Source organism: Mesorhizobium yinganensis (assembly GCF_040081985.1).
Taxonomy (GTDB): Bacteria; Pseudomonadota; Alphaproteobacteria; order Rhizobiales; family Rhizobiaceae; genus Kumtagia; species Kumtagia yinganensis.
In genome coordinates, this window is record NZ_JBEBMH010000037.1 from 20,419 (window position 1) to 42,350 (window position 21,932).

The 21,932-nt window shown below is 65.4% G+C and carries 20 protein-coding genes; 11 read left to right on the forward strand and 9 right to left on the reverse strand.

Annotation, left to right across the window (positions count from 1 at the left end; all coding sequences use genetic code 11):
- Position 1: 1 nt before the first annotated feature.
- The gene (locus ABMA59_RS32850) at positions 2-349 is read right to left on the reverse strand and encodes a putative quinol monooxygenase (protein WP_349009580.1); all 348 of its coding nucleotides are present in this window, start codon (positions 347-349) and stop codon (positions 2-4) included.
- Between the two features lie 195 nt (positions 350-544).
- Between ABMA59_RS32850 and ABMA59_RS32855 the strand changes: the two genes are divergently transcribed.
- The 4 genes from ABMA59_RS32855 to otsB all read left to right on the forward strand — a co-directional run bounded on the left by ABMA59_RS32855 (position 545) and on the right by otsB (position 6,714).
- Positions 545-1,639, forward strand: coding sequence for a glycosyltransferase family 4 protein (locus ABMA59_RS32855; protein WP_349009581.1), 1,095 nt, complete (start codon positions 545-547; stop codon positions 1,637-1,639).
- Positions 1,636-3,834 carry an amylo-alpha-1,6-glucosidase gene (locus tag ABMA59_RS32860; RefSeq protein WP_349009582.1) on the forward strand — a complete coding sequence of 733 codons (2,199 nt, stop codon included), beginning with the start codon at positions 1,636-1,638 and terminating at the stop codon, positions 3,832-3,834. Before ABMA59_RS32855 ends, ABMA59_RS32860 begins: the two co-directional genes overlap by 4 nt.
- Positions 3,835-4,162: 328 nt before the next feature.
- Positions 4,163-5,920 carry an alpha,alpha-trehalose-phosphate synthase (UDP-forming) gene (locus ABMA59_RS32865; RefSeq protein WP_349009583.1) on the forward strand — a complete coding sequence of 586 codons (1,758 nt, stop codon included), beginning with the start codon at positions 4,163-4,165 and terminating at the stop codon, positions 5,918-5,920.
- Positions 5,921-5,940: 20 nt separating this feature from the next.
- Positions 5,941-6,714 carry a trehalose-phosphatase gene (otsB, locus tag ABMA59_RS32870; RefSeq protein ID WP_349009584.1) on the forward strand — a complete coding sequence of 258 codons (774 nt, stop codon included), beginning with the start codon at positions 5,941-5,943 and terminating at the stop codon, positions 6,712-6,714.
- On the opposite strand, the gene ABMA59_RS32875 is transcribed toward otsB, so the two are convergent.
- Positions 6,665-6,943, reverse strand: a complete 279-nt coding sequence (locus ABMA59_RS32875) for a hypothetical protein (protein WP_349009585.1) — start codon at positions 6,941-6,943, stop codon at positions 6,665-6,667. The two genes, otsB and ABMA59_RS32875, sit on opposite strands and share 50 nt — an antisense overlap.
- A gap of 100 nt (positions 6,944-7,043) precedes the next feature.
- Between ABMA59_RS32875 and ABMA59_RS32880 the strand changes: the two genes are divergently transcribed.
- Positions 7,044-7,586 carry a DNA-3-methyladenine glycosylase gene (locus ABMA59_RS32880; protein WP_349009586.1) on the forward strand — a complete coding sequence of 181 codons (543 nt, stop codon included), beginning with the start codon at positions 7,044-7,046 and terminating at the stop codon, positions 7,584-7,586.
- On the opposite strand, the gene ABMA59_RS32885 is transcribed toward ABMA59_RS32880, so the two are convergent.
- Genes ABMA59_RS32885 through ABMA59_RS32895 form a run of 3 tightly spaced genes read right to left on the reverse strand, consistent with a single transcriptional unit; the run spans position 7,560 to position 12,311 of the window.
- The gene (locus tag ABMA59_RS32885) at positions 7,560-9,704 is read right to left on the reverse strand and encodes a SpoIIE family protein phosphatase (protein ID WP_349009587.1); all 2,145 of its coding nucleotides are present in this window, start codon (positions 9,702-9,704) and stop codon (positions 7,560-7,562) included. The genes ABMA59_RS32880 and ABMA59_RS32885 overlap by 27 nt on opposite strands.
- 8 nt (positions 9,705-9,712) lie before the next feature.
- Positions 9,713-11,539 carry a hypothetical protein gene (locus ABMA59_RS32890; RefSeq protein ID WP_349009588.1) on the reverse strand — a complete coding sequence of 609 codons (1,827 nt, stop codon included), beginning with the start codon at positions 11,537-11,539 and terminating at the stop codon, positions 9,713-9,715.
- Positions 11,529-12,311: a hypothetical protein gene (locus tag ABMA59_RS32895; protein ID WP_349009589.1), complete on the reverse strand. Its 783-nt coding sequence runs from the start codon at positions 12,309-12,311 to the stop codon at positions 11,529-11,531. Before ABMA59_RS32895 ends, ABMA59_RS32890 begins: the two co-directional genes overlap by 11 nt.
- Before the next feature lie 145 nt (positions 12,312-12,456).
- Between ABMA59_RS32895 and ABMA59_RS32900 the strand changes: the two genes are divergently transcribed.
- The 5 genes from ABMA59_RS32900 (at position 12,457) to ABMA59_RS32920 (ending at position 17,995) form a co-directional block, all read left to right on the forward strand.
- The gene (locus ABMA59_RS32900) at positions 12,457-13,101 is read left to right on the forward strand and encodes a hypothetical protein (RefSeq protein ID WP_349009590.1); all 645 of its coding nucleotides are present in this window, start codon (positions 12,457-12,459) and stop codon (positions 13,099-13,101) included.
- Positions 13,098-15,101, forward strand: a complete 2,004-nt coding sequence (locus tag ABMA59_RS32905) for an MFS transporter (protein WP_349009591.1) — start codon at positions 13,098-13,100, stop codon at positions 15,099-15,101. Before ABMA59_RS32900 ends, ABMA59_RS32905 begins: the two co-directional genes overlap by 4 nt.
- Positions 15,098-16,120 (forward strand): ABC transporter substrate-binding protein, encoded by a 1,023-nt coding sequence (locus ABMA59_RS32910; RefSeq protein ID WP_349009592.1) that lies wholly within the window; start codon positions 15,098-15,100, stop codon positions 16,118-16,120. Before ABMA59_RS32905 ends, ABMA59_RS32910 begins: the two co-directional genes overlap by 4 nt.
- 67 nt (positions 16,121-16,187) lie before the next feature.
- Entirely contained in the window at positions 16,188-16,865 is a 678-nt protein-coding gene (locus ABMA59_RS32915; RefSeq protein WP_349009593.1) for an N-acetyltransferase, read from the forward strand.
- The gene (locus ABMA59_RS32920) at positions 16,862-17,995 is read left to right on the forward strand and encodes an alanine racemase (protein ID WP_349009594.1); all 1,134 of its coding nucleotides are present in this window, start codon (positions 16,862-16,864) and stop codon (positions 17,993-17,995) included. The genes ABMA59_RS32915 and ABMA59_RS32920 overlap by 4 nt, the downstream gene beginning before the upstream one ends.
- 9 nt (positions 17,996-18,004) lie before the next feature.
- On the opposite strand, the gene ABMA59_RS32925 is transcribed toward ABMA59_RS32920, so the two are convergent.
- From ABMA59_RS32925 to ABMA59_RS32935, 3 genes are read right to left on the reverse strand one after another with little or no spacing between them, the layout of a single operon-like run.
- Positions 18,005-18,343 carry an STAS domain-containing protein gene (locus ABMA59_RS32925; protein WP_349009595.1) on the reverse strand — a complete coding sequence of 113 codons (339 nt, stop codon included), beginning with the start codon at positions 18,341-18,343 and terminating at the stop codon, positions 18,005-18,007.
- 25 nt (positions 18,344-18,368) lie between these two features.
- The gene (locus ABMA59_RS32930; protein ID WP_349009596.1) at positions 18,369-18,800 is read right to left on the reverse strand and encodes an ATP-binding protein; all 432 of its coding nucleotides are present in this window, start codon (positions 18,798-18,800) and stop codon (positions 18,369-18,371) included.
- A 10-nt stretch (positions 18,801-18,810) separates the two neighbouring features.
- The gene (locus ABMA59_RS32935) at positions 18,811-20,028 is read right to left on the reverse strand and encodes an adenylate/guanylate cyclase domain-containing protein (protein WP_349009597.1); all 1,218 of its coding nucleotides are present in this window, start codon (positions 20,026-20,028) and stop codon (positions 18,811-18,813) included.
- A 189-nt stretch (positions 20,029-20,217) separates the two neighbouring features.
- Between ABMA59_RS32935 and ABMA59_RS32940 the strand changes: the two genes are divergently transcribed.
- The gene (locus ABMA59_RS32940) at positions 20,218-20,547 is read left to right on the forward strand and encodes a YciI family protein (protein ID WP_349009598.1); all 330 of its coding nucleotides are present in this window, start codon (positions 20,218-20,220) and stop codon (positions 20,545-20,547) included.
- Between the two features lie 133 nt (positions 20,548-20,680).
- Here the strand turns inward: ABMA59_RS32940 and ABMA59_RS32945 are convergent, their stop codons facing one another.
- Complete coding sequence (locus ABMA59_RS32945) at positions 20,681-21,370, reverse strand: hypothetical protein (RefSeq protein WP_349009599.1); 690 nt, start codon at positions 21,368-21,370, stop codon at positions 20,681-20,683.
- Between the last annotated feature and the right edge of the window lie 562 nt (positions 21,371-21,932).

A 21,932-nucleotide genomic window follows, 5' to 3' on the forward strand; every position in this document is an offset into this window, starting at 1 on the left:
GTCAGGCGGCCAGCCCGGCGGCCTCCTCGCCGACTGCCTTCGCCAGGACGAAATAGCCCGGTTCGACGCCGTCGACGAGTTGGCGGATCCTGGCGGCATGCTCGGCGAAACGATCCGTCGCGTGAACGCGCTGGTGGTCGGCGATCGAATCGAAGGTGGTGACCATGATCGCCCTGTTGCCGTCGAGTTGGCGGTGCAGGCGGCTGCCGCGCCAGCCCGGCACCTTTCCACGCGAATCCTCCAGATAGGCCCGCTGGAGCGCGACGAATTCCTCCAACCGACCCGGCTTCACCGTGAAGATATTAATGAAAACAACGGGTTCCTTTTCCATATCGACGACGCGGTCCATGGCGGCTTCCTTTCCGGTTTGTCCAGGGACGAAGGCGTACGACCTCAACTATAGTTGAGGTCAAGAGGGGGGCGCCGAACTGGCGGTTCGCGCAAGGCGACGTCGCGGGAACTTCTGCCCGGTCTTATGGGTTCAGTCGGTCGAGGGAGCCTTTGGCGCGCCCGTCACCCAGACTGAAAGCGAATTTTCCGACCGATGCGAATTGCCCAGATTGCCCCCCTTTTCGAACCCGTTCCCCCGCCGCTTTATGGCGGCACGGAACGGATCGTCTCCACCCTGACCGAGGAACTGGTGGCGCGTGGCCATGAGGTCACGCTGTTTGCCAGCGGCGAGTCGAGGACGACAGCCAGGCTGGTCGCGGGCCGGGAGCGGTCGTTGCGGCTGGACCCGGCGCCGCTGAAATCGGAGATCGCGGCGCATCTGTCGATGCTGGACGACGTGCGGCGGCGCGCAGGCGACTTCGACGTCCTGCATTTCCATCTCAGCCATTTTCAGCATTTCCCGTTTTTCGAGCAGATGCGGGAGAAAACTGTGACGACGCCGCATGGCAGGCTGGACTATGTCGACCTTGTGGGGGCGTACCGGCGCTGGCCGGGTTTTCCGATGATCTCGATCTCGAAACGCCAGCGAAAGCCGTTGCCGGAGGCCAACTGGGTCGGCACCGTCTATCACGGCCTGCCGCTCGATCATTACCGGATGCCTGCCGAGCCAGACCGGAGCGGGCGGCCCTATCTCGCCTTCCTCGGCCGGCTGTCGCGCGACAAACGGCCGGACCGCGCCATCGAGATCGCCAGGCTGAGTGGGATGCAACTGCGCATGGCGGCGAAAATCGGCGATGGCGACCGCGCTTACTTTCACGAAAACATCGAGCCGCTGATCGACGGCGAAAACGTCGTCTATCTCGGCGAGGTCGGCGAGGAATCCAAGGCAAAATTCCTGCACGAGGCCGCGGGCCTGCTGTTCCCGATCGACTGGCCTGAACCCTTCGGGCTGGTGGTGATCGAGGCGATGGCGTTCGGCACGCCGGTCATTGCATGGAACGAAGGCGCGATGCCGGAGATCGTCGACGAGGGCGTTACCGGCTTTGTCGTCGGCAGCATCGAGAAGGCGGTTGAAAGGGTAGGGCAGCTCGCCGGGCTGGATCGGGCGAAGATTCGGCGGACGCTGGAGGCCCGCTTCTCGGTTCCGCGCATGGTGGATGACTACGAGGCGATCTACGCGGTCCAAATAGCGAGAATGGGCGGCGGCGCTCGCACCCCGTTGAGGGCTGTCTCCGGAGCGACGGCATGAACGAGCTTGCTCAAAACATTCCGCCGGCTGGTCTGTCGCTGGATGAGCAGAGGCTCGACCCTGCAGTTGCGCTTTCGTCGATCGACGAATCCGCGCCTCGCGAGCCGCATCGTCAGTTCGCGCTGAAGCACGAGGACTGTTTCATCGTCTCCGACGCCTATGGCGACATACGCGGTTCCGGTGACGGACTGTTCCGCGACGACACCCGCGTGCTGTCGCATTTCCGGCTGTTGATCGGCGGCCGGACGCCATCGCTGCTCGGCGCTTCGCTGTCGCAGGACAATATTTTGTTCACGGCCAACCTCACCAATTTGCCGCTCAGGCTGCAGGACGGACCGGACCTGCGCCAGGGCGTCGTGCACATAGAGCGGACGCGCTTCCTCTGGCAGGAGCGCATGTATGAGCGGCTGACGCTTTCCAACTATTCCGGGCGGCCGCTGCGCATCCCGCTGCGTCTCGAATTCGACGTCGACTTTCGTGACATGTTCGAGGTTCGCGGTTCGACCCGCAGCCGCCGGGGACGTTCCTACGACGCCGAGACCGTGCCGGACGCCATCACCTTTCGCTATGACGGGCTGGACGAGGTGGTCCGGCATTCGGTCGTGGCGTTTTCGAGGAGCCCGGACGAGTTGTCGCGCGCCCACGCGGAATTCAGCGTGCCGGTGGCGCATCGCGCGCAGGAGGTTCTCTACATCGAGGTCGGCAAGGAGCACGCGGTTCCCGACCGCGAGCGGTTCCGTGCCGCCGCCGCCCGCGCCCGCTGGGCGATGCGCACGAAACGCCGGCTGGGCGCTACCGTGCATAGTTCAGGGCGCGTCTTCAACGACTGGCTTACGCGCACCCGCGCCGATATCGCGCTGCTGACCACCGATCTCGCGACCGGGCCTTATCCCTATGCCGGAATTCCCTGGTTCTCGACGGCCTTCGGCCGCGACGGCGTGATCTCGGCCTTGCAGATGCTGTGGCTCAATCCCGGCCTGGCGCGTGGCGTGCTGGCATTTCTGGCCATCCACCAGGCGACGGAAACCGCGCCCTTCAGCGATTCCGAACCCGGAAAGATCATGCACGAGACGCGCAAGGGCGAGATGGCGGTGATGCGCGAACTGCCTTTCGCGCGCTATTACGGCGGCGTCGACACGACGCCGCTCTACATCTATCTCGCCGCCTCCTATGCCGAGCGCACCGGCGATCTTGCTTTCGTAGACCGTATGTGGCCGTCGCTCTGCGCAGCCGCTGGCTGGATCGAGGAAGCCTGCGCGCGCAATGCCGACGGTTTTCTCACTTACAAGCGGGCGGCGGATTCCGGCCTGTCCAACCAGGGCTGGAAGGACAGCGCCGACGCGATCTTTCATGCCGACGGCCGCATTCCGCCCGGCCCGATCGCGCTGGTGGAAGTCCAGGGCTATGTCTTCGCCGCCTTCCAGGGTCTGGCCGGGCTTGCGGCCATGCGAGGCGAGGAGGAGCGCGCCACCCATTGGCAGGGGCTGGCCGAAAAGATGCGCGACGCGGTCGAGGACCGGTTCTGGATGGAGGAGCAGGGGCATTATGCGCTCGCCATCGACGGCGACGGGCTGCCTTGCCAGGTGCGGGCCTCGAATGCCGGTCATCTGCTCTATGTCGGCCTCCCTTCGCGCGAGCGCGCGGCGCGGCTTTCAGAACAGTTGCTGGCAGGTTCGCTCTACACGGGGTGGGGCATCCGCACGCTAGCCGAGACCGAACTGCCCTTCAATCCGATGTCCTACCACAACGGCTCGATCTGGCCGCACGACACGGCAATCTGCGCCGCCGGCTTGGCGCGCTATGGCGACCGCGACAACGTCGTGAAGTTGATGAGCGGCACTTTCGAGGCGGCGGTGCATTTCAGCATGCGGCTCCCCGAACTGTTCTGCGGTTTTACGCGAGCGCCCGGCGAGGCGCCGGTCGCCTATCCCGTCGCCTGCCTGCCGCAGGCCTGGTCGGCGGGCTCGGCCTTCATGCTGCTGCAGGCCTGCCTCGGCCTCAAGGTCGACGGCTGGAAGGGCGAGATCGAGGTGACCAATCCGCGCCTGCCGATCGGCATCGACAATCTGGCGGTCCGCCACATCCATGTCGGCGACGCCAGCGTCGACCTTGTCTTCGAGCGCGTCCGCGACCGCGTCGTCTGCTACCTCGACCGCCGCCACGAGGGCATGGCGCCGCTGATCGTGAGGAGTTGAGGTAAGGGAAGCATGAGCGGGAATCCCGGTCGCATTGGTTCTCCTGTATGCCCCCTCCACCGCCTTCGGCGGTCCCTCTCCCCCGTACACGGGGGAGGATCAAGGGCGTACCGACGGCGCCGCCACGGTTCCTCCCCTGCGAAGCGGGGGAGGGGGACCGCCGAAGGCGGTGGAGGGGGCACGCAAGAGCGCTGCAAAAACGCATCTATTTTTGTGGGAACGTATTGCGCTGCGAAAAGTTAACCGTCCGCCGCCTGTTCGAAAGATCGGTGCCGGCAGCGTCGGGTGACGGCGGTGCGGGTGGTGATCGACCACAAGAAAAGTGACGATGACGCCAGACAGTTTGTTTCCCGCCGCCCTCCACTGGACCATCCTTGCCTCAAGTCTGATCGTATCGCTGGTCGCTCTGGCCTGCGTGATCGTGGTTCTAAGACGCCGTTCGCCGGTGCCTCCCTTCGCCGCCCCTCTGCCCGATCCTGCTCCCTTGCTGCGTGAGGGCGAGAAGAACGGACGATCGCCGGACGAGGCCTTCGTGCAATGGTCGCCCGACATGCTGCGGCAGATCCTGGCCAGTGAATTGCCGAACACCGAACTGATCGTCGTGTCGAACCGCGAGCCATACATCCACGAGCATGGTGAGGACGGCATCGAGCTGAAGGTGCCGGCCAGCGGCCTCGTCTCGGCGCTGGAGCCGATCACCCGCACCTGCGCCGGAACCTGGATCGCGCATGGCGGCGGCTCGGCCGACCGCGAGACAAGCGACCGCAACGACCATGTGATGGTGCCGCCGGACGCTCCCGCCTACACGCTGCGGCGCGTCTGGCTGAGCGAGGAGGAGTACAAGGGTTATTATCTCGGCTTCGCCAATGAAGGTCTTTGGCCACTCTGCCATATCGCCTTCACGCGCCCGCTGTTCCGGGCGGCGGACTGGGAGTGCTACCAGGCCGTCAACCGCAAATTCGCCGATGCGGTGGTCGAGGAAGCGAAGACCAAGCGGCCGATCGTGCTGATCCAGGACTACCATTTTGCCCTGTTGCCGAGGCTGATCCGCGAGCGGCTGCCCGACGCGATCATCATCACCTTCTGGCATATTCCATGGCCGAATTCGGAGGTGTTCAGCGTCTGTCCGTGGCGCGAGCAGATTCTTGACGGGCTGCTCGGCAGTTCGATCCTCGGTTTTCATATTCAGTTGCACTGCAACAATTTCGTCGAGAGCGTCGACCGCTTCCTGGAGTCGCGGGTAGACCGCGAGGGTGCTGCCATCTCCTATGGCGGCCAGACGACGCTTGTGCATTCCTACCCGATCTCGATCGAGTGGCCGGAAGACAAGGAGCGCCGCGAGACGGCGGCGGAGGCACGCCGCAGGGTCTTCGAGCGCTACGATCTCGCGCCGGACGTCAAGCTGGCGGTGGGCGTCGAACGCCTCGACTACACCAAGGGCATTCTCGACCGTTTCCACGCCCTGGACGAATTCTTCCACCAGCATTCCGACTGGATCGGCCGTCTCGTCTTCCTGCAAATAGCCGCACCCAGCCGCGGCACGCTGCCGGCCTATCAGGCACTCTATCAGGAATGCCTGGATCTGGTCGCCGAGATCAACGACCGTTATGGCAGCGACGGGTATCAGCCGATCGTGCTGGTGCCCGAACACCACGATCACAAGGAACTGGCCGACCTGTTCCGCGCCGCGGATGTCTGCGTCGTCTCCAGTCTGCATGACGGCATGAATCTCGTCGCCAAGGAATTCGTCGCGGCGCGCGACGACGAGGCCGGCGTGCTGGTGCTCAGCGCCTTCGCCGGCGCCTCGCGCGAATTGCTGGAGGCCCTGATCGTCAACCCGTTCGACGCCAGCGGCATGGGCGAGGCATTCTTCCAGGCGTTGACCATGCCGGCCGAGGAACAGACGATGCGCATGCGCCGGCTGCGCGAGGTGGTGCGCGCCAACAATGTCTACCGCTGGGCCGGCAGCATGCTCCTGGATGCGGCGCGGCTGCGCCAGCGGGAACAGTTTCGGGACCTCGGAGGGGGACCGGTGAACCGGATGACATCCAGGCCCGAGGACAATGTCGTGAGGTTGCGCGCATGAATGCTTCAATGAACCCCCCTATGCCCGAAAGCCCTTTCGCGCTGTTTCTCGATATCGACGGCACGCTGATCGAGCACCAGGCGCATCCTGAGGGCATCGCGGTCGATGACGAACTGCGTGACCTGCTGGTTTCGGCCGGCGAGGCGGCGGGCGGCGCGCTGGCTTTTGTCACCGGCCGGTCGGTGGCGATGGTGGATCGCATCTTCGCGCCCATGGCGATTCCGGTGGCCGGGCTCTATGGCCTGGAACACCGGCTGACGCACGGCGGCGAGATAGAGACTGCCGACGAACCGGAGGACGTGGCGGCGGTGGCGGAGGCCATGCAGCGCGAGTTCGCTGACGCTTCAGGGGTCTATTTCGAGCGCAAGGGACCGGTGTTTGCTGTTCATACGCGCGCCGCGCCGGAGGCCTTCGATGCCGTCAAGGCCTCGGCGGAGGCGGCGCTGGCGCGGCTGCCCACGGGTTATCGCATCGTCGCGGGCAATGCGGGCCTGGAATTCATGCCGGTCGGGGCGCTGAAAAGCGCGGCCATCGATCGATTCCTGCGGATCGAACCGTTCAAAGGGCGAGTGCCGGTGTTCATAGGCGACGACGTTTCGGACGAGAGCGGCTTCGAATTCGTCAACGACATCGGCGGCCTGTCGATCCGCGTCCGGCCGCGTGGCGAGACCGAGGCGCACTATGCTTTGCCCGACGTGGCGGCGGTGCGCCAATGGCTCGCCGAAATCATCGTGCCGGAGACGATCAAATCTCGTCGAACCGGCTCCCTTCGCGCGACGGATCGCGCTGGATGACCTTTTCTTCCAGATCGTCGGGCAGCGCCTCGTCGCTCTCCTGATAGGCGTTGTCGTCGTCCTCGTCGGGCAGATCGCCAGGCACCTCGCCTTCGATCTCTTCCTCTTCAAGCTCCGCCTCCGGGGCGAAGGGATCGGCGGCCTCGATATCGTCCCAGTCCGTCTCTTCCAGTTCCGGCGCCTCCTTTGCGGCTTCGAGGGCGGATTGTTTCGTCGTGCCGTTTGTCATCTGCGTTTCCTCCGCTGCTTGCATTTCAAACTCGCAGCGGGAAAAAACGCTCCGCGGAACTGGAAATTCCGTCGGCGCCTGCCGACGGCGAATGGAAAGCATGCTGAGCACCTTCTTTTCCCGAAGCGCTGTGGAAGTCGCCGGCGAATTGATCGGCGCGAGCCTTCTCGTTGCCGGTGTGGGCGGCATCATCGTCGAGACGGAGGCCTATCAGCCCGACGATCCGGCCTCGCACGCCTTTCGCGGCCCGACGCCGCGCAACCAGGCGATGTTCGGCCCGCCCGGCCATGCCTATGTCTACCGCTCCTACGGCATCCACTGGTGCCTGAATTTCGTCTGCCTGCCCGGCAGCGCCATGCTGATCCGCGCGCTGGAGCCGCGCCACGGTCTCGATACGATGCGCGCGCGGCGAGGGGTGGAGCCCGTGCGCCTGTTGTGCTCCGGACCCGGCCGGCTGACGCAGGCGCTCGGTATCGACCTCTCGTTCAACGCCCTGCCGCTGGATCGTGCGCCCTTCGACCTGACGGTGCCTGGCGAGAAGGCCAAGACGGTTTCCGGTCCGCGCATCGGCATCACGCGGGCGATGGAATTGCCCTGGAGGTTCGGGTTGGCCGGCTCAGCCTTCGCCAGCAAGCGTTTCTAGCGGACGGGGCAGCGCCGGCGACGCGACCGGGCCGCTGAAACGCACGACCAGCAAGGTGATGTCGTCCGACTGGTGCACGCCGTTCTCGAAGGTCTTGACGGTCGACAGGATGCCCTGCGCGACGGCGTCCGGCCCGCTGGCGTCGCGAAAATCCTCCAGCGCAAGGAGCAGGCGCGCATCGCCGAATTGGTCGCCCTCGGCGTTGAAAGCCTCGCTGACGCCGTCGGTGTAGAGCACGATCATCTCGCCCGGCGCGAGGTCGATCGAATGGCTGGTGAACTCGACCTCGTCCATGACGGCGACAGCGACATCGCTGTGGTCGGGGACCACCGAGACGCCGCCGTTCGGGCTCACCCGGATCGGTGCGCTGTGGCCGGCATTGACATAATCGACATGGCCGGTTCGCGGATCGAACACGCCGAACACCAGCGTCACGAACATCATCTGGTCGTTGTCGACCACGAGCAAGTCGTTGAGCTGGCGCACGCAGACGGCCGGGTCGTTCTCGAACAGCGCGATGGCTTTCAGCAGCGTGCGCGAGATTGCCATGAAGAAGGCGGCCGGCACGCCTTTGCCCGACACGTCGGCGATGACGAAGACCAGCTTGCCGTCGCCGCGCTCGAAGAAGTCGTAAAAATCGCCGCCGACCTCGTTGGCCGACTGCATCAGGCCCTTGACCGCGAAGCTCGGCCGTTCCGGGAAGTCGGCGGGCAGGACGGAGCGTTGCAGGTCGCGGGCGATGGCCAGTTCCTGCTGCAGCGTGGCGAGCTGGGTTTCGCGCACCAGCGCCTCGCGCAGGCGGGCGACCAGTTCGGACAGCCGCCGGTGCTGGTCGACGACGCGGCCCGACATCTGCTGCAGGACGGCCGCGATCGGGCCGAGCTGGTCGTCCTCGCGGATAAGCCGGGCGATCGGGTCGACGGCCTCCGAGGGTTCTGCGCCGCCCTTGGTTGCCGCCACGATGCGGCCGAGATCGCCCAGCACTTCCTCGCGGGCGCCGGGTTCAAGCGTTTCGGCGAGCGATTCCATCTGCCGGCGCACGAAGCGCTCCTGGCGGCGGCGCTGCAATTCGCGCTGCCGCCGCGCCTCGTTGAGCGCGACGAGGTTATGCCGCAGATCCGTGATCGCGGAGGCGATCTGGCCGATCTCGTCGTCGCTCCTGCGCACCAGTGTGGCCGAGGTGTCGCCGCGCGCCAGCGCCGCCAGGATGGTAACGGCGCGCCGCAGCGGGTTGAAACTGTAGCGGAGATAGAAGTAGAGGCCGCCCACGGTGAGGATTGCCACCGCGGCCATGATTATCATGGTGAGTGTCGTCAGCCGGTCGAGCGCCAGCAGCGTTTCGGTGGCGTCCTGCGCGGCGACCAGAAGCCCCGCCGAGCCGGCCGAGATGTCGGCCAGCGGAATGGCCGTGACCGCGTAGAGGCGGTCGTTGACTTCGTCCTGCTGGACCGAGCCGATGCGCTGCGGGAAGCTAAGCGCCAGATTCTGCCAGAGTTGCGATTCCGTGCCCTCGACCAGCCTGCCGCGCGTGCTGACCAGATAGCTTTCGGCGTTCATCGCCTCGGCAAAGCTCTTTAGCGGCCCGCTGGCCTTGGAGCCGATGGCAAGCACCGTCGGCGAGCCGTCCCAGTTCTCGAAGCGCTTGGCCGCGACGATGCGGAAAGCGTCCGACGAGACCTGGCGGATGCCGGCCGGTTCCTGCCCGTCGAGGATGGCGCCGATCGTGCTGATGTCCAGAAGCCGGGCCGGTTCGGCCAGCGCCGAACTGGAGACGAGAATGTGGCCCTGGTGATCGAGGATCTGCAGGTCGGAGAGTTCGCCCGAGGTCAGCCAGGGTTGCGTCCAGGTCAGCGCCATGCGCCGCAGCGAGGGCAGGTCGCCCCGGCGGAACGCATCGATGACGCCGGCGTCGGTGGCGATGCGCTCCCGAAGCATGGAAAGGCGGCGCGTCTCGGTCTGCAAAATCTCGCGCCACAACGCCTCCTGTCCGGCGATGGCGATGCGCGTATAGGGCTGGGCCGCCAGCGTCTCGCGCTGCGCGCCGATGACCGCCAGCGTGCCGAAGGCGAGGATGAAGGCCAGCGAGACGAATACCGCGATGCGTGTGCTGAGGAGCATGATTGTCCTCAGGCCGGAACGGGTTCGGCGGAACGCCAGCCGAGGAACTGGCCGGCAGCGACCGCGAGGCCCACCACGGCGACCGCTATCGCGTAGGGGATGCCGGATTGGGCGGTCGCTCCCGCGATGGCGAGGCCTGCCGCGGCGGAGCAGCCAAGTGCCAGCCAGGGCCGATTGGCCGCGCCGCCGAGGGACCGGATGGCGCCACCGGCGGCTAAGCCCAGGAGCGCACAGGCAGCCATTGTCGAAACGACCGGGTTCGACAGCGGATCGTAGAGCATGACAGCGCCGACAAGCATCGCGCCGCCGCAAGCCAGCGGCGGCAGCGCCTGTGCGACGAGGGCGGCGATGGCCAGCACCGCCGCGGCCCCCGTGCCGACGAGATAATTGTCGAAGCCGATCCCGGCCGGAAGCCCGACCAGGACCATCGCGGCGGCCGGAAGCACGGACAGGCCGAGCAGCAGATCGCTCAGGCCGATCGGCGAGGCGCTGGGCATTCGCGCCGTTCCGGCTGGCGTGGTCTCGCCATAGGCGATGAACGGCGTGGCCAGCAGCGCCGCGATGCCGAGCACGAGGAAGCCGGAGCGACGGCCGATCGCTTCCGCATAGAGGCCGCTGGCGAGCGGGGCGGCGAGCAGCGCAGAGAAGATCAACAGTGTCGCGAGGCTGACCCTGGGCAGGTCCATGCGCCGGTGGACAAGCAGCGCGGCGGCCATGAACCCGCCGGAGAGACCCGCCAAGGCTCGGAGCATCACGAAGACATCATAGGTGCGGCACCAGTAGGTCGCGCCGAGCGCCAGGGCGAGCGCCAGTCCGGCCAGCGCCAGCAGCGCACCGGATCGCCCGGCCGTCTTTCGGCCGATCAGCGCACCGGCGAATGCGGCGGCGAGTTCTGCCAGCAGCGGCAGGACCGGCAGCCAGGGGAGCGCCACGATCTCCGACTCGCGGTCGATCGCAAAATTGGCGACGTAGGGAAACGCCGCCGCATAGATGGCGAGCAGCAGAGCGACGCGCCATGCCGCGCCGCCACTCGGGGCGGTCTCCACGGCAACATCGTCACCGCTGTCGGCAAAGGTGTAGCGGCTGTCGATCGGCAGCAAAATGGCGTCGACTCGGCGGCCGAGGCTGCCGTCGAAATCGATGGCGCGGATGGTGGCAACGGCCTCGACGAGATTGCGGCGCGCCGCCTTGACCCGCTCGATGTTACGGGCCAGCGCGCGCGACGCCGAAAACAGCACGCCGCGATCGTCGCTATAGAGATGCGCGCTGAAGTCTCCCGCCGAAACGCGCTCGATGTCGGCAAGCAGACGCGACTGCGCGGGATAAAGATTGAAGGCGACGAAGAAGGCGACCATGCCGCCGGCCACCGTCCCCGCCAGCACGGCGGTAATGGCCAGCGCGATCCGCACCTGGGAAACCGCCTGCTCGATCAGCGGCGATTCACCCTCGACTACGAGCGTCGCCGACACGCCGTCGCCGCTGATCGGGAAACTCTCGCCCGTTACGTCTCCGCCGGTCGCTGCGACCGTCTTGCCGGCGCTGTCGATAATCGCCAGCCCCAGCACCTGCGGAGAACTGTCGGCGACATGCCGCAGGTAGGGTTCGATGCCGGGCAGCTTGTCGAGCGGGATGCCAAGCTGCAGCGCGTGCGAAAACTGCCCGGCGACCGCCATGCCGACCGCGGCGGCGCCGGTTCGTGTCGCCTCTTCCAACGTCGGCGCGCTGCGCTTGAGGCCGGCATCGAGCAGCAGGAAGGCGGACAGGCCGACCGCCGCCGCAACGACCACGGCGACGATGGCTGCCGGAACCCAGGCTCGCGCGCGCTCAAGCTTCATCGCGGTCGTCGCTTTCGTCGACTTTCAGCACCTCGGCTGTGGCCCGGTCGAAATCCGAGACAGCTCGGTCGACGGACAGCCGCACGCCGTCGGCGCCCGCGAGGTAGCGCACCGGCAGAGCGGTGTCGCCCGTTGGAGCATCTTGTGCGGCAAGCCGTTCAGCAAGCTTCCTCAGCGGGCGACCCGACAGGTCCAGCAGCACGACCGAAACGATGAGAACCGCCAGCAGCGCCGCCGGAACCACCCACAGAGCACGCCACCCCAGCCCGGCCAGCACGTTACGGGCGAGGGCCGCGCGTGCTTCGCCGGAAACCGTGATGGCGAGATGCCCGATCGGCTCCCCGAAATCGTTGCGGATGATCTGCCCGACCACGATGTTGCCGAATTCCTCGACGCGCCAGCGTTCGTGCTCGACGCGGTAGCGCACCGCCGTCTGCCACGCCGACGAGATGGCCTCGCCGATGCTGCCGCGATCCGTGTTGAACAGCGACACACCATCCGGGGAGAATACCTCCACCGCCACGACCTGCGGATCGGTCGCCTTGGCGCGTTCGATGAGGTCCTGGACGACCCGCACATCGGCCAATGGCAGGCCGAGCCCGGCATTGGCTTCAATGGTGTCGCGAAGCTGGGTAAGCAGGAAGTCGACATTTGCCTCGGCGGTGCGCAGCGCAACGCGGTCCAGGCTGCCGAAAACCAGCGCCGCGCACAGGGCAAGGCCCGCGCTCGTGACGCCAAGGATAGCCAGAATGATCCTCGTACCGGGGGCCATGGCGGGTTTGTATGAGTCGCAACTGTGTGTGGCAACGGTATTCGAGCCGCCCCCCACTGTCATCCGACAAAACCTATTGATTATAATAATATTCTGCTAATCTCGCAGTGCTCCAATGGGGCGAGCGAATTCCAGTGATTCCCAAATGATACGGCTAGCGCTGCGCACAGTACCGGTTTTCGCCGTGATCATCGGCTTCGCCATGTTTCTGGCTGCCTACATGAATTTCAGCGGGGTGCGCTCGGCCTATCTCGATCTCATCCGCTCGCGCATGGCGATGACCGCCGACGGGATCGGCAACGACATTTCCACAGCCTCCACGTTGGGCATCAGGCTGACCGAGCAGACAACCCTGCCCGGGTTGCTGGCGCGCCAGGCCGCGACCGATCCGCTGACGCTTTCGATAGACGTTGCCTCCGACGACGGCACCGTGGTGTTCAGCAGCGACGCCAAACGGGTCGGAATCAAGGACGCAGCCGCCGACGATGCAGGCGCTTTCCGCCAGGAGGAGCATGTCGCCAACGACATCGGGGCGGCGGTGGGCACGGTCGTCGTGCGGCTGGACCGCGCCGCGATCGACGGCGCGATCGACCGGCTGCGCTTCGAGATTCTCAATGGCGCCATTCCCGCCGGTATCGCGGCAGTCGCCGCCGGCAGCCTGATCTGCCTGCTGCTTCTCACCAATCTGCACCGCCGCGCCAGGCAATCGGCGCTCGGCGCCTCGGATGACGATCCGATCGGCCGGGCCGCGCGGGAAATGCAGCGCCTTCAGCCGGAATCGCACGCATGAACAGCTTGCGCGTCCGCCTGTCGATCACCGTGCTCGCGGTGCTCATCGTGGCGCTGGTGTTCCTGTCGTTCCAGACGGCTGAGCGCGCGCAGTCGGTTCTCCAGCCGGAACTCGAGCGCAAGGCTGCCACCGTTGCCGGCTCCACGGCCTCGCTGATCGGCCGGGCGCTCGAGTTGGGCGTCCCGCTCGACCGGCTGCAGGGGCTCGACGCCTATCTGCAGCGCATCCTCGCCGGCAATCCGGACCTTTCCTACATCGCGCTTCGCGACGCCGGCGGCGCGACGCTTTATCAGGCGGCGACGGGCGATGCTGCGAAAGTCGCGACCGCCGTCGATCCGACGCACAGCGTCAGCGTGCCGATCTCGGTACAGGGCGGTGGTCAGGAAACGCTCGTCGTCGGCCTCGACCCGGCTTATGCGCGGCAGGTCGTGTCGACGCTGTGGATCGATCTCGTCATCGTCATGTTCGTGACGGCGGTGGTGGCGCTCGAACTGGTCTATGTCGGCTTCGGCGCCGGCCTCTATGGCGCCATCGAAGGCGTCGAGCGGCGGCTGAAGACCATCCGCAAGGGCGACCTCAGGCTGCATCCCCCGGTCGATGCCGGCAGCGAGTTCGGCGGCTTCGCCCGCTCGCTCGACGACCGACTCGGACAATTGCATTCGACCTATACATCGCTGCGCAACAATGTGGTTGAACGCGGCGACCAGATCTCGCAACAGGCGCTGGACATGATGCGCGGCCGCTTCGGCCTGGGCGAGGGCGTGATTGCAGCACCGGCGCAGGTCATCGCCATGCGTGCGCCGCTGTTCGTGTTCATGCTGGCGGAGGAACTGACCCGGCCGTTCCTGCCGGTCTATATCCGCTCGCTGGCGACGCCGATTGCCGGCCTTTCCCCCGAATTCGTCATCAGCCTGCCGATGATGACGTTCCTGATCGTCGTGGCGCTGTCGCAGCCGCTGCTCGGCAATGTCACCGAGCGCATCGGCCGCCGCAACTGCCTGATGGCGGGCGCGCTGCTCGGCCTGATCGGTTATTGCGCCTCGGCCTTCGTCGGCGATCTGATCGGGCTGACGGCGGCGCGGGCTGTCTCCGGACTCGGCTTCGCGCTGGTCTTCGTCAGCGCGCAGGGTTTCGTCATCGACTCGACCGACATCCGCCAGCGGTCGAGCGGCATGGCGATGTTCATCAGCGCGATCCTCGTCGCCGGCCTTTGCGGCCCGCCCATCGGCGGCATCCTCGCCGATCGCATCGGCATTCCCGGCACATTCGTCATCGCCGGCCTGTTCGCCCTTTGCAGCCTGGTGCTCGCCTGGTTCTGCATGCCTGCGACCGGGTCCCGCACGTCGCAGGGGCCGGCGATCCGCTGGCGCGATTTCGGTCCGATCATCTCGTCGCCGCCGTTGGCCGGGCTGCTGTTCCTCTGCGCCATGCCGGCAAAGATCATCCTTGTCGCTTTCTGCTTCTTCCTCGTTCCCTTGCAGATGGAGAACATCGGCGCGACGCAGGCGACGACCGGCCGGATGCTGATGATCTACCCGATCGCCATGGTCTTGCTGGTGCCGTTCTTCGCCTCGCTGGCCGACCGCTGGAGCATGCGCGCGCCGTTCGTGGCACTGGGCGGGCTGGTGGCCGGCGTCAGTGCTTTTGCCGTATTCCTCGGGGGCGCCCACATCCTGCCAATCGCCTTGATGCTGCTCGGCCTCGGTCTGGGCCAGGCGATCAGCATCGCGCCGCTCTCCGGCCTTGTCGGCGAGATGGGGCGGGCGCTGCCCGGCAATGTCAGCGAGAATTCGGTCTACGGCATATTCCGGCTGGTCGAGCGCACCGGCAACGCGCTGGGGCCTCTGGTCGGCGGCGTGCTGCTTGGCATTTACGGTTTCTCGACGACCGTGATGATCATCGGCGGCGGCATGGCGCTGTGCGCGCTGCTGTTTTTCGCCGTGCTGGGGTCGCGGCGCCAGCCAAAACTCGAACTGCCGGCCACGGGGAGGCGACCATGATCAGGCGACGCGCGTTTCTCGGAATGGCGGCGGGCAGTGTCGCCGGTGTCCTTTCGCCCGGTATCGCCGCTGCGCAGTCAGGCGGCCAGACAAAACCTTACCGGATATATCGCATCACCTATCGCGGCCGCACCGAGGTTGAGGACGGTTTTGACGATTATCTGGCCAGCAACGGCATCGCCGTCGAGTTCATCGAGCGCGATGCCGAACGCGGTGTGGCGAAGCTGCCTGGCTTCGTCGACGAGATCCGAGAAGTGAAGCCGGACCTGGTCTATACCTGGGGCACGCCGGTGACGCTGGGCATTGCCGGCCGCTACGACGCGCCCGACAAGGCAAAATTCATCACCGACATCCCGATCGTCTTCGCGCTGGTGGCCTCGCCGGTCGCGGCCGGGCTGGTCGCCGACCGCATGGTGCCGAACCGCAACCTGACCGGCGCGGTGCATGTCGTGCCGACCGACACGCAGTTGCGCGCCATGCATTCCTACCGGCCGATCACGAAGCTCGGCGTGCTCTATACCGCCACCGAGCAGAACTCGGTCTCGATCGTGCAGGAGGTTCGCGATCTTCAGAAGCCGATGAATTTCAGCCTGATCGAACGCCAGTTCCGCGCCGGCGCCGACGGGCGCCCGGTGGCCGACGGCATCGAGGAACTGGTCGCGGAGATCAAGCACGAAGGTGCCAACTGGCTCTATTTGCTGCCCGACACGTTCCTCGGCACGCAATATAACCGCGTTACCCCCGCGGCGATGGCCCAGAGCCTCCCGACATTCGGCGCCGCCGAACTGGCGATCCGGCAGGGCGGCGCGCTGGTGGCGCTGATCAGCCGCTATTATTCGGTCGGTCAGCTCGCCGCTTCCAAGGCGGTGAAAATCCTCAGGAAAGAAACGCCGGTCGGCGAAATCCCGATCGAGACGCTGAAGCGCTTTTCGCTGATTATTAACATGCCTGTGGCAAAAAAACTCGATCTGTATCCGCCGATCGACATGCTGAACTATGCGGAAGTCCTCACGGGCTGAGAGCCGCTGATATTCAGAGCCTGAATCTCAGCAGATCGAACCGTATCCGGGGCCGGGGGGCCGCCGAATGATCGAGATGAAAGAAGCGCCGGACACAAGCGGGCGTCACGTCAGCCTTTCGGCGTCGGACCTCGACGCCGTCTACGGCCTGCATCTTGCCGCCACCGGCGCAGTCGGCCGGCCCGAACTGATCAAGCCGGAATCGCGCGACTTCTTCCACCGCATCCTGTCGGGCGGCGGCCGCATTACCGGCGTCCTGCGCGGCGACACTCTGGTCGCCTATGGCGTGCTGCAACTCGAACTGCCTCCATCGGAGGACGCCCGCCCGCTGCTCGGTCTGTCGCCCGGCGACCGATTGGGGAAGCTGGCCGGCGCGGCGGTGTTGCCGGACGCCTGGGGCGGCGGCATTCACGACGATCTCATTCATCTGCGCGTCGAGGATGCCCGCCAAATCGGCATCGGCCATCTCTATGCGACCTCCGCGCCCGGCAATTTCCGCAGTTGGCCGAATCTCGTCGATGCCGGCTTCGTCGTGCGCGCCATTGTCGAGAAATATGGCGGACATCTGCGCTACATCCTCTATCGTGACCTGGCCGCGGCCGAACCGCGGGATGCGGACGGTGTCTGGTGCGGTGTCGAGGATATCGAACAGCAGCGTTCGCTGATTGCCGCCGGTTGTGTGGGCTCGCGCTGGCGCAAGCGCGCCGATGGCGACCGCGACCTGTGGTACAGGAGCGCGGCGTGAACAAAGTCTTTTCGCTTGCAGTGGAGGTGAACGCCACGTCGCCCGAGAATGCACCGTCACTGCGCATCGACCTTGGGGCGGTGCGCTCGAACTTCCAGGAAATGCGCCGCCGCTACCACGGTCAGGTGCTGTCCGCCGTGGTGAAGTCCGACGCCTACGGGCTGGGGCTGGAACCGGTCGTACGCGCGCTTGTTGGAGCCGGTTGCCGCGACTTCTGGGTCAACGACCTGGAGGAGGCGGCACGAGTCCGGCTGACGGCTCCGCAGGCCACGGCCTATACGCTGATGGGCCTTGCCGGCGCTGATATAAGCGATTTCGAGGCGGTCCGCGCCATGCCGGCTGTCGCCACGCTCGCCGAACTGGAGCATTGCGCGCGCCATGCGATGCTTGCCGGGCGCAGGATTTCCATAGCCGTCCAGGTCGACACGGGTCTCGGCCGCCTTGGCCTTTGCGAGGAGGAACTGGCCTTCCTCGCAGGCCAGCCGGACATGCTGGCCTATCTGGATATAAAGCTATGGGTGTCACATCTGGCGGCCTATAATCTGCCCGATGATCCCGAAAATGCCGAGCAGCGGCGAAAACTGCGCGACTGGGTGTCCGCCCTGCCGCACGCGCCGATCAGCCTTGCCGCTTCGTCAGGGGTGTTCATGCCGGACGACTGGCATTTCGACATGGCCCGCGTCGGCAGCGCCCTCTACGGCGTGCAGACCTCCGCCGTCTGGCAGGACGGGCTGATCCCCTGCTACGAACTCAGCGCGCCCGTCATCCGCATCGCCGAATTCCCGGCGGGTCGGCATCTCGGTTATCGCGGCACCACGGAGCTGAAGCGCCCGTCGCGCATCGCCACGATTGCCATCGGCTATGCCAACGGCCTGCCGCAGCGTTTCGCGGAGATCGGCATGGTGCGTTTTGCCGGAATACCGGTTCGGTTGGTCGGCGGCATTGCCATGAACATGACGATGATCGATCTCACCGATGTACCCGCCGGCGTTGATCTCGTGGCGGAACGGGCGGTGTTCCTCGACCGCGGCCAGCCGGTCGAACCCTTGGCCGAGCGTCTTGACTGCGCGCCCAATGTGCTGCTGACGCAGATCGGCGCCGCGACCCGCAGGACCTATCTCAAAGAGTGATCGGCCGCGTCACGCCTTTCCTTGCGCCGCGAGCGCCTCGGCGCGGTCGGCATGGATCTGGAACAGCTTTGCAAAGCCGCTGATCTTGAACACCTCGTCGACCGGTTTGCTCATGCCGGCGAGCGAAAGCGGCAGTCCCGTCGCCTTGCTGCGCCGCGCCGCCAGCAAAAGCACGCGCAGCCCGGCGCTGGAGATGTAGTTGAGCTGCCCGAAATCGACCAGCACCGGCTGGCCGGCGTCGAACAGCGGCAGCAGGGCATCCTCGACTTCGCGCGCCGAATTGCTGTCGACGCGGCCGACCGGCGTCAGCACCATCGTCCCCTCGATCGTCTCCTTGTGAATCTCCACTCTGCTCTCCTGTCCTGCGCCGCGCTCAGCGCGCGATAAGTTTCGTCAATGTCAGTTGGTTATGCCCGTCGATGCGGGCGTAGCGGACCTCGTCCATCATCGCCCGCACGATGTGGATGCCGAGCCCGCCGATCGGCCTGTCGTCGAGGTCCAGGTCGAGATCGGGGTCTCCGGCCTCGGTCGGATCGAAGGCCACGGCATCGTCGCGGATCGTCACCGTTGCACGGTCGCCGGCGGCCTCCAGAGCGATGTCGATGGCATGCTGTCCGCCATCCTCAAAACCATAGCTGATCGTGTTGGTCAGCAGTTCGTCGAGCGAAAGGTTGACGGCATGCGCGACCTCCTCCCCCAGCCCATGCTCGGCGCAGAATTCCTCGATGACCGGCGCGATGCGGCCGATCTCGGCAAGATCGTTGGCGATGCTGAGGCGCAGAGCGGGCGGGTGCAGGCGGGACATCCTTCGCGGTCTATCGCTCGTTGGAAGTGTCTGCGGTGGGCAGCAGTCGATACAGCGCTTCGCTGCCGAAATGTTTCGGCAGTTTTACGCGGCCAACATACTCCACCCTGTAGGGCCGTCGATAGGTTCCGCCGGTCAATCTCGCTTCATGCTGAAGAGAGTCCATTTCGGCCCACAGCAATGCCACGAAATGCTGCGAGGCATAGGCCTCGCCGGGCGCCGCAACCGTCTCGATGCGCGCCGCCCGGTTGACGTGGTGGCCGTAGACCATACTGCGGCCGGTCAGCGGCTGCAGGCCGACATAGACCGGGCCGGCATGCAGCGCGACGCGGAACCGCGGCCGGTTCGCCAGCCCGAAGGGCTCGGGATCGAGCGTGGCGATGGCGTCGACCAGGGCCAGCGCGTAACCGGCGAGGTCCAGTGCGGTTTCGGCCGCCGCATGAACGGCGTCTCCCCAGGTGTTGATGAGGATCGGGGGTTTCGCACGCGCCTCCACCACCTGCTGCACCTCGGCCAGAAAATCCCAGAGCAGCGGAACCTGCTCGTCGCTGAACGAGGTATAGGTCGCCATGTCGGCAAACAGGATCGCCCGCACCACCAGCGGGCTCAGGCCGATCGCCAGCGCGCTGACGCTGCCGGATAGGTCGGCGGAGGGGCCGCCGCCGTGCCCGGTGCGTTGGCGCAGGTCGTCCAGGTCGATCAGCGACAGATGCTCGAGTTCCGGCCACTGGTCCATGAAATCCGCCGGACTACCGGGATCGGCCGGCGCCTCCGGGCTCCAGACCGCGAGCAGCCTGGCGTGCCCGCCAAGGCGCTCGGCATGGATGCGCGCCATGCCCTGAAGGATCTGGTTGTTGTAGCGCAGCAGCGTGTCGTCGCCGATCAGCCGCTCCTCGCAGCTTATCTCGACTTCCGTTGCCGAGGCGACGAGGCTGCGGAACCGCGCCATCCATTCCTCGCCCGCCGGCGCGACATATTGCTCGGCGAAATCGTCACGCGGGCAGGGCAGGAAGATGTGCAGTTCGCCGGAGCGCGCCAGAACTTCCTCGCCGAAGATGATGTCCGCGCCCGCCGAGGCCGAAGCATAGCCGACGGCGACGGCATGCCGAGCCAATTCGTCGCGGATCTCCCGCCGCAGCGCCGCCAACGCTTCGGCTCCCATCGTGCCGGCCGAAGCGGCATCGAGCCGCTGTCCGGCGCAGAGCATGATTGCGGCCTCGGATGTCAACCCATCGTCCTTTTGATCCGCGGATTGTACGCGGTTTCTGCTCCACCTTGCACGATCGAACTTGCGGATAGGTGAACGACGGGAGGCTTCTGTTTGTATGGCGGTTTCCGATTTTGTTGCCGACATGGCGCCGATCGCACGGAACCTCCGGAGGCGGTCGGTGCTTTGGGGTGTCAGGAGGTGAAGCATATGCCCAAATTCATGACCATCGGCTACGGCGACGAGGCGGGCTACCGGCAGACCGCGCAAGACGTGCGCGACGCCGCGCATGCCCATGACGCCGAACTCAAGCAGAACGGCGCCGTGATCGGCATTGCCGGCAAGCCGGTGCAGGTCCGCAACCCCGCTGCGCAAGGCGTCGAAACGCGGCGGGGCGCCTTCATGTCGGCTTCGCTGCCGCTGGCCGGCTTCGCCCTGATCGAAGCCGCGGATCTTGCCGAGGCGATCAGGCTGGTGTCGCTAACCCCTTGCGCGGTGGCAAAGGGCGTTGTCGAGGTGTGGCCTCTGGAGGAAGCGTGACGCGCGGGTTTTTCCCGATCGCGCAGAGATGATGCTCACCGGGAGAGGAATACCCGGTTCGCCTGGAAGCCCGAAACTTTTCCGCGCGAGGCCGCCGGCGGAATTAAGTAAATTGTCCCCGGCGTTTGCCCGGTCAATCCGGCGTGATTTGGAAGAGAATATGCTCGATCTTCAGTGCTGCTGCGGTCTTTTCCAAGGTCTCGTCGAGGGTAGAGGCGTTTATTGACAAAAATGTCAGCGCGAAATCGGTATAGTTTTCGCCACCTTCAACGAGGCGCTTAGGCACTTCGATGCGCGCGAACTCCAGAAATGCACGCACGACACAGTTCTGTATGTCGGCCGTCCTCTCGCTGATATGCAGGATGTTAAGCTCGCGATTACCGACAGGCGCCCTCATGAACGTACAATCGTCCCTCAGATCATAAACTGCCTTCCGACCGAAACTCTGGAAGAAAGTCGTTCCAGCCGGAAGAAAGGCAACGATGAGCGCGGGATCGCCATAGTCGAACGTTAGCTCGATCTCCAGTCGATCGTCCTTCCGCTTCCCTACATAGGCCTCGATGAGGCTTGCCCAGTGGCAACCACCCTTAAATCTTATTGGTTTTCCTTCGGTGTCAATTTTACAGGTGATGAGATAGCGCCGTTTCTGGCTGCCAAGAGCTTGTTTCTCTTTATACAACTGCTCGATTTCGGCGCGTTGAATGGTGATCTCTTCAAATCTCGCAGCGAAACTAGGCTCCCACTGCAGCAATATGCCCAGCATCAGAACGACGAAGCAGACGATGTGAGCCATTTTGATAGATGGCCATCCCCGGAAGCCCATGCCAATCTCCCTCTGGACAAAGCTTCTAGCACACCGAAAAGCCCGAATCCGAGCCCCACATAGGGTAGTCCGATAGGCGGCGAACTGACAGATCTCCGCGTTCCTCCGATTGCATACTCACCGGGAGAGGAAGGTCTCGACGGCTCCTCCCTGACAGGCATGAAACATGCCGATGAACGCGCCCGCGCGAGCCGACAGGCCTGCGCGACCCCAAAGCGGCTTGCTTGACTTTCTCTCCGGTGGGACCGACCGGAGAGGTGAGGGAAGCGTGCTGTTCATGCATCCGAGGATATAGGCCCGAACCGCGTCGATCCCGCATTGAGCGCCGCGTGCATTGAGATCGCGAGATCTGACTTGCTTCAGCCGCTGTTCCGCACCGGCCATCAAAAATGTCCGCTCGCTCTTCGGCAAACCGTTCGATGATAAAAGCCGTAGAAGCTTGCTGCGTTCGGACGCGTGGCTGATGCTCGGGCAAGTGCCTGCCGCATCCGCGTGCGTCCCGCCGGATGCGAGAAGGGCTATCGCGAAACCCAGGCTGACAGCGACGTTGGAGTGAGACTGC

Bases quoted from the DNA above. Each gene is read 5' to 3' on its own strand.
- ABMA59_RS32860 (WP_349009582.1), top strand. From the start codon at position 1,636: ATGAACGAGCTTGCTCAAAACATTCCGCCGGCTGGTCTGTCGCTGGAT.
- ABMA59_RS32850 (WP_349009580.1), bottom strand. From the start codon at position 349: ATGGACCGCGTCGTCGATATGGAAAAGGAACCCGTTGTTTTCATTAAT.
- ABMA59_RS32875 (WP_349009585.1), bottom strand. From the start codon at position 6,943: ATGACAAACGGCACGACGAAACAATCCGCCCTCGAAGCCGCAAAGGAG.
- ABMA59_RS32900 (WP_349009590.1), top strand. From the start codon at position 12,457: ATGATACGGCTAGCGCTGCGCACAGTACCGGTTTTCGCCGTGATCATC.
- ABMA59_RS32905 (WP_349009591.1), top strand. From the start codon at position 13,098: ATGAACAGCTTGCGCGTCCGCCTGTCGATCACCGTGCTCGCGGTGCTC.
- ABMA59_RS32945 (WP_349009599.1), bottom strand. From the start codon at position 21,370: ATGGGCTTCCGGGGATGGCCATCTATCAAAATGGCTCACATCGTCTGC.
- ABMA59_RS32940 (WP_349009598.1), top strand. From the start codon at position 20,218: ATGCCCAAATTCATGACCATCGGCTACGGCGACGAGGCGGGCTACCGG.
- otsB (WP_349009584.1), top strand. From the start codon at position 5,941: ATGCCCGAAAGCCCTTTCGCGCTGTTTCTCGATATCGACGGCACGCTG.
- ABMA59_RS32910 (WP_349009592.1), top strand. From the start codon at position 15,098: ATGATCAGGCGACGCGCGTTTCTCGGAATGGCGGCGGGCAGTGTCGCC.
- ABMA59_RS32865 (WP_349009583.1), top strand. From the start codon at position 4,163: ATGACGCCAGACAGTTTGTTTCCCGCCGCCCTCCACTGGACCATCCTT.
- ABMA59_RS32880 (WP_349009586.1), top strand. From the start codon at position 7,044: ATGCTGAGCACCTTCTTTTCCCGAAGCGCTGTGGAAGTCGCCGGCGAA.
- ABMA59_RS32855 (WP_349009581.1), top strand. From the start codon at position 545: ATGCGAATTGCCCAGATTGCCCCCCTTTTCGAACCCGTTCCCCCGCCG.
- ABMA59_RS32895 (WP_349009589.1), bottom strand. From the start codon at position 12,311: ATGGCCCCCGGTACGAGGATCATTCTGGCTATCCTTGGCGTCACGAGC.
- ABMA59_RS32890 (WP_349009588.1), bottom strand. From the start codon at position 11,539: ATGAAGCTTGAGCGCGCGCGAGCCTGGGTTCCGGCAGCCATCGTCGCC.
- ABMA59_RS32930 (WP_349009596.1), bottom strand. From the start codon at position 18,800: ATGTCCCGCCTGCACCCGCCCGCTCTGCGCCTCAGCATCGCCAACGAT.
- ABMA59_RS32885 (WP_349009587.1), bottom strand. From the start codon at position 9,704: ATGCTCCTCAGCACACGCATCGCGGTATTCGTCTCGCTGGCCTTCATC.
- ABMA59_RS32915 (WP_349009593.1), top strand. From the start codon at position 16,188: ATGATCGAGATGAAAGAAGCGCCGGACACAAGCGGGCGTCACGTCAGC.